We start from the raw sequence: 4928 nt of genomic DNA on the forward strand, positions 1-4928 counted from the left end.
TGCGCGCGCGGGCCAAGTCCCAGAACGGCGAGGAGGCCACCGAGGAGTTCGGGGCGGTGCAGAAACTGGTGCGCTACACCGGCGCCAACCGCTACGGTGGCCGTGACGAGGGGGTGGGGGGCGATGACTGGGTCAAACCCAGCGTCAGGACCGTGATCGAGCACTTCGCCGGTCTTACCTGGGGCGACTTCAGCAACATGAACGGGGGCCCGTTCCCGCCCCACCAGACGCATAACGACGGCAACGATGCCGACGGCTGGTTCAACGGCTACAACGCGCGGGACGCCGCGACCGCCCAGACCATCATCGGTCACCTCAACGACGCCACCTACGGCTCACGCATCCTCACCGTCTACGTCACGTACCAGCAGGCCAACGGCAACGCCTTCTGGGAGGCCATCAGGAACGTGACCCTCAACGACGGCCGGCAGGCACGCGACGTAATCCGGCCCCTGGGGGGACACACCACCCACTTCCACTGGATCGTCTCGGAGTAATACCAGATTCGGTTAGTTCGGCGCCGGATGGCGGCGAACTAACCCGACCGAAGGGAGTGCTCTGGGATTCGAAAAGATAGCTGCCTGAGTCTTGGTGCAAGGATGGCTATCTTTTTGAACCCCGTATAACCCCAGACTTCTGCCAGGACAGGGCTTTCAGGCCTGCGCCTGGGCCTCGCCCCGGCGCTCCACCAGGGTCAGGATGTCGTACAGTGCCACGGTCTTGCCCTCCTGGTTGGTGATCTCCACCGCCCAGGTCACCACCCCCGTCAGGCGCTCGCCGGGCTTGGGGTCTTTCTTGGTCTTGTTCTTCACCGTCAGGCGGGCCTGGATGGTGTCGCCGATGCCCACCGGCTCGATGAAGCGCAGCTTCTCGAGCCCGTAGTTCGCCAGCACCGGCCCCGGGGCCGGGCTCACGAAGAGGCCCGCCGCCGCCGAAATCAGGAAGTAGCCGTGGGCCACGCGCTTGCCGAAGATGGAGTCCTTGGCCCCGAGCTCGTCCACGTGGGCGTAGAAGTAGTCGCCGCTGACGTTGGCGAAGTTGACGATGTCGGCCTCGGTGACGGTGCGGCGGTGGGTGAGGAAGCTCTCGCCGACCTGGAGGTCCTCGAAGTACTTGCGGAAGGGGTGCACGCCGTCGCTCTTGGTCTCGGCGCCGCGCACGTACTCGCGGGAGATGAAGCTCAGGGTGGTGGGGTCGGCCTGGACGGCGCTGCGCTGCATGAAGTGCTTGATGCCGCGCACCCCGCCCATCTCCTCGCCCGCCCCGGCCCGCCCCGGCCCGCCGTGGATGAGCTGGGGCAGGGGGGAGCCGTGGCCGGTGTTCTCCTTGGCGTTCTCGCGGTTGAGGATCAGGAGGCGCCCGTGCGAGCTGGCGCAGCCGAAGAAGAGCGTGCGGGCCTCGTCGCGGTCGTGGGTGACGATGGAGCCGGCGAGGCTGCCGCGGCCCATCTTGGCGAGCTGGATGGCCTCGTCGAGGTCGCGGTAGGGGAGGAGGGTGGCTACGGGCCCGAAGGCCTCGACGTCGTGGGGCTCGGCGGCCTCGAGCGGGCGGTCGCAGTACAACAGCCGCGGGCTGAGGAAGCCGCCCTTCTCGGGGTCGCCGCCCAGGAGCTCGAGGGGGGCCTCGAGCACCACCTCGCAGCTACGGCGCAGCTCGCCCACGCGCTCCTTGACCTCCTCGCGCTGCCCGGTGCTCACCAGCGGGCCCATCCGCACGTCCTCGCGGCTGGGGTCGCCGATGGTGGTCTTGGCGAGCCGCTGCCTGAGCGCCTCGATCACCGCCTCCACCTTGTCGGCGGGCACGATCGCGCGCCGGATGGCGGTGCACTTCTGGCCGGCCTTGACGGTCATCTCGTTGGCGACCTCGCGCACGAAGAGGTCGAACTCGGGGTCGCCGGGCTCCACGCTCGCCCCCAGGACCGAGCAGTTGAGGCTGTCGGCCTCGAGGTTGAAGGGCACCGAGTGGGCCACCAGGTTGGGGTGGGTCTTGAGCTTGCGCCCGGTGGAGGCCGAGCCGGTGAAGGTCACGAGGTCCTGCTCGCTGAGGTGGTCCAGCAGGTCGCCGGTGCCGCCGCAGATGAGCTGGATGGCCCCCTCGGGCAAGATCCCCGACTCGATCATGGCCCGGAAAACGGCTTCGGTGAGGTAGGCGGTCTGGGTGGCGGGCTTGACGATGGCGGGCACCCCGGCGATCAGGCCGGGGGCCAGCTTCTCGAGCATCCCCCACACGGGGAAGTTGAAGGCGTTGATGTGCACCGCCACGCCCTCGCGGGGCACCAGGATGTGCCGCCCCAGGAAGGTCCCGGCCTTGGAGATCTGCTGCACGTCGTCCTCGACCAGGAACTTCTCGTTGGGCAGCTCGCGGCGGGCGAGGCTGGAGTAGGAGAAGAAGGTCCCGATCCCGCCCTCGATGTCCACCCAGCCGTCGCGGCGGGTGGCGCCGGTCTTGAAGGAGAGCTCGTAGAAGCTCTCCTTGCGCTCCATGAGGTACTGCGCCAGGGCCCGCAGCATCGCGGCCCGCTCGTGGAAGGTGTAGCGGCGCAGGTTGGGCCCGCCCACCTCGCGGGCGTAGCGTACCATCGCCCCGAAGTCCAGCCCCGCGCTGCTCACCAGGGCCACGGGCTGCCCGTAAGCGGCGTCGTTAACCAGGGTTCCGTCCTCGCTGGCCTGATACCAGCCCCCTACCGCGTAACTGCTCAGCTTCATCCGTCCTCCTGAGGTCTAACAAACGCTCGTTAGCTAGTATAGCAAGGCCCCCGGCGGGAAAACCCCCGCTCCTGTAGTCTGGAAGCAGCATGGATTGGCTTCTGCTCACCGTCGCCTACCTCGTCGGCTCCCTCAACCTCGCCATCCTCGCCGGGCGGCTCAGGCGGCTCGACATCCGCCAGCTCGACATCGCCGGGGCCTCCGGCGTCTTCCGCCAGTTCGGGCCGGCCTGGGGCACCGCCGTCGCCCTGGCCGACATCGGCCGCGGGGCCCTGGTCGCCTGGCTCGCCCACTCGGTGAGCCCGGAGCTTCGCCCCTGGATGGGCGCGGCCCTGACCACGGGGCACATCTGGCCGGTGTTCTTCGGCTTTCGCGGCGGGGGTGGCCTGGCCCCTGCCTTCGGCTACGTGCTCGCGCTCCTGCCCGGCCCGGTGCTCATCGGCACGGCCCTGGCCCTGGCCGTCGGGGCCCTGCACAAGCTCACCAACGAGCGCCTGTTGCCCCAGATCGGCTGGCTGCCCTTGGGGGCGATCTTCGGCTTCGTGTACCTCCTGGCCGTGACCTGGGGCGAGGGCGGTTTCGCCCTGGCCCTGTTCGCGCTGCTCCCGCTGGCGGTGCGCGGGGTGCTGGTGCTGACGGGGCGGTGGTGGGGGCACTGAGCCCCCGGCCGCTAGGGCCGCATGCGGGTGTACATCCGGGGGAAGGGAATGGCCTCGCGGATGTGCTCGATGCCGCAGATCCAGCGCACGGTGCGCTCGAGCCCGATCCCGAAGCCCGAGTGGGGCACCGTGCCGAAGAGGCGCAGGTCCATGTACCAGTCGAAGACCCCCTCGGGCAGGCCGTGCTCCCGGATCTTCCGCAGCAATAGCTCGGGGTCGTGGATGCGCTGGCTGCCGCCGATGATCTCGCCCACGCCCTCGGGAGCCAGCATGTCGGCGTTCTTGACCAGCCGGGGGTCCTCGTCGTCGGGCTGCATGTAGAAGGCCTTCACTGCCGCCGGGTACTTCTCGACGAAGATGGGCCGGTCGAAGCGGCTGGTGAGGGCGGCCTCGTGGGGGGCGCCGAAGTCGTCGCCCCACTGCATGGGGACGAGCCCCTGCTCGGGCTGCTCCTGGGCGATCTGGTTCACCATCTCCACCGCCTTGGTGTAGTGGATGCGGGGGTAATTGCCCTGCGCGGTGGTCTCCAGCACGGTGGTGTCGCGCTCGAGCATCTGCAGCTCGAGCTTCTTCTCCTCCAGCACCCGCCCCACCAGGTAGGCCACCAGGTCCTCCTGGAGCTGCATGTTCTCCTCGTGGGTCATGAAGGCCACCTCGGGCTCGATCATCCAGAACTCCAGCAGGTGGCGGCGGGTCTTGGAGCGCTCGGCGCGGAAGGTGGGGCCGAAGGTGTAGACCTTGCCGAAGGCCATGGCCCCGGCCTCGGCGTAGAGCTGCCCCGACTGCGAGAGGTAGGCCTTCTCCCCGTCGAAGAGGTCGACCTCGAAGAGGTCGGTGGTGCCCTCGACGGCGTTGGGGGTGAGGATGGGGGAGTCCAGGCGCACGAAGCCCCGCGCGTGGAAGAAGTCGTGGATGGCGCGCTCGAGCTCGTCGCGCACCCGCAGCACCGCCCAGGCCCGGCGGTGGCGCATGTGCAGGTGGCGGTGGTCCATCAGGAAGTCCACGCCGTGCTCCTTGGGCGTGATGGGGTACTCCCCGCTGGGCAGGCTGATGACCTTGAGGCCCTTCACGCCCAGCTCGTAGCCGCCCGGCGCGCGGGGGTCGGCCCGCACCAGCCCCGTCACCTCGAGGGCCGCCTCCTGGGGGAGGTGGTCGGCCTGCTCGAACTGCTCGTCGGGGAGTTCGCCCTTGAACACGGTGGCCTGGATGAAACCGGTGCCGTCGCGCAGGGTGAGGAAGTGGATCTTGCCCTTGCTGCGGCGGCCCGTGACCCAGCCGCGGATGAGCACTTCCTGTCCTTCGTGCTTGCTGATCTCTTCGATAAAGGCTCGTTGCACCAGGGGATTCTACCCGGCCCCGCGGCGGCCGTGCACGGCCTGGGCCCCGGGGGGGCCGGGTCGGCCTATCATGGTCGGAAGGAGGAACAACCCATGCCTCACCTTACGCCGGACACCTGGGAGCAGGGCGACCCCTACGAGCGGTACGTGGGCCGGTGGAGCCGCAGGGTCGCGCCCCTGTTCCTCGCCTGGCTGCGCGTTCCCGCCCACAAGCGCTGGCTGGACGT

4 protein-coding genes are annotated in these 4928 nt (G+C 69.1%); 2 read left to right on the top strand and 2 right to left on the bottom strand.

Annotation, left to right across the window (positions count from 1 at the left end; genetic code table 11):
- Nucleotides 1-497, top strand: a 497-nt coding sequence (locus MEICH_RS25040; protein ID WP_036218561.1) for a hypothetical protein, incomplete at its 5' end; no start/stop codon positions are given.
- Between the two features lie 156 nt (nucleotides 498-653).
- On the opposite strand, the gene paaZ is transcribed toward MEICH_RS25040, so the two are convergent.
- The gene (paaZ, locus tag MEICH_RS0113535) at nucleotides 654-2705 is read right to left on the bottom strand and encodes a phenylacetic acid degradation bifunctional protein PaaZ (protein ID WP_027893084.1); all 2052 of its coding nucleotides are present in this window, start codon (nucleotides 2703-2705) and stop codon (nucleotides 654-656) included.
- Between the two features lie 89 nt (nucleotides 2706-2794).
- On the opposite strand from paaZ, the gene MEICH_RS0113540 reads away from it, so the two are divergent.
- Nucleotides 2795-3364 carry a glycerol-3-phosphate acyltransferase gene (locus MEICH_RS0113540; RefSeq protein ID WP_027893085.1) on the top strand — a complete coding sequence of 190 codons (570 nt, stop codon included), beginning with the start codon at nucleotides 2795-2797 and terminating at the stop codon, nucleotides 3362-3364.
- A gap of 11 nt (nucleotides 3365-3375) precedes the next feature.
- Here MEICH_RS0113540 and asnS read toward each other — a convergent pair whose 3' ends face one another.
- The gene (gene asnS / locus MEICH_RS0113545; protein ID WP_027893086.1) at nucleotides 3376-4701 is read right to left on the bottom strand and encodes an asparagine--tRNA ligase; all 1326 of its coding nucleotides are present in this window, start codon (nucleotides 4699-4701) and stop codon (nucleotides 3376-3378) included.
- Between the last annotated feature and the right edge of the window lie 227 nt (nucleotides 4702-4928).

The sequence above is a fragment of the Calidithermus chliarophilus DSM 9957 genome, assembly GCF_000430045.1.
Lineage (GTDB): Bacteria > Deinococcota > Deinococci > Deinococcales > Thermaceae > Calidithermus > Calidithermus chliarophilus.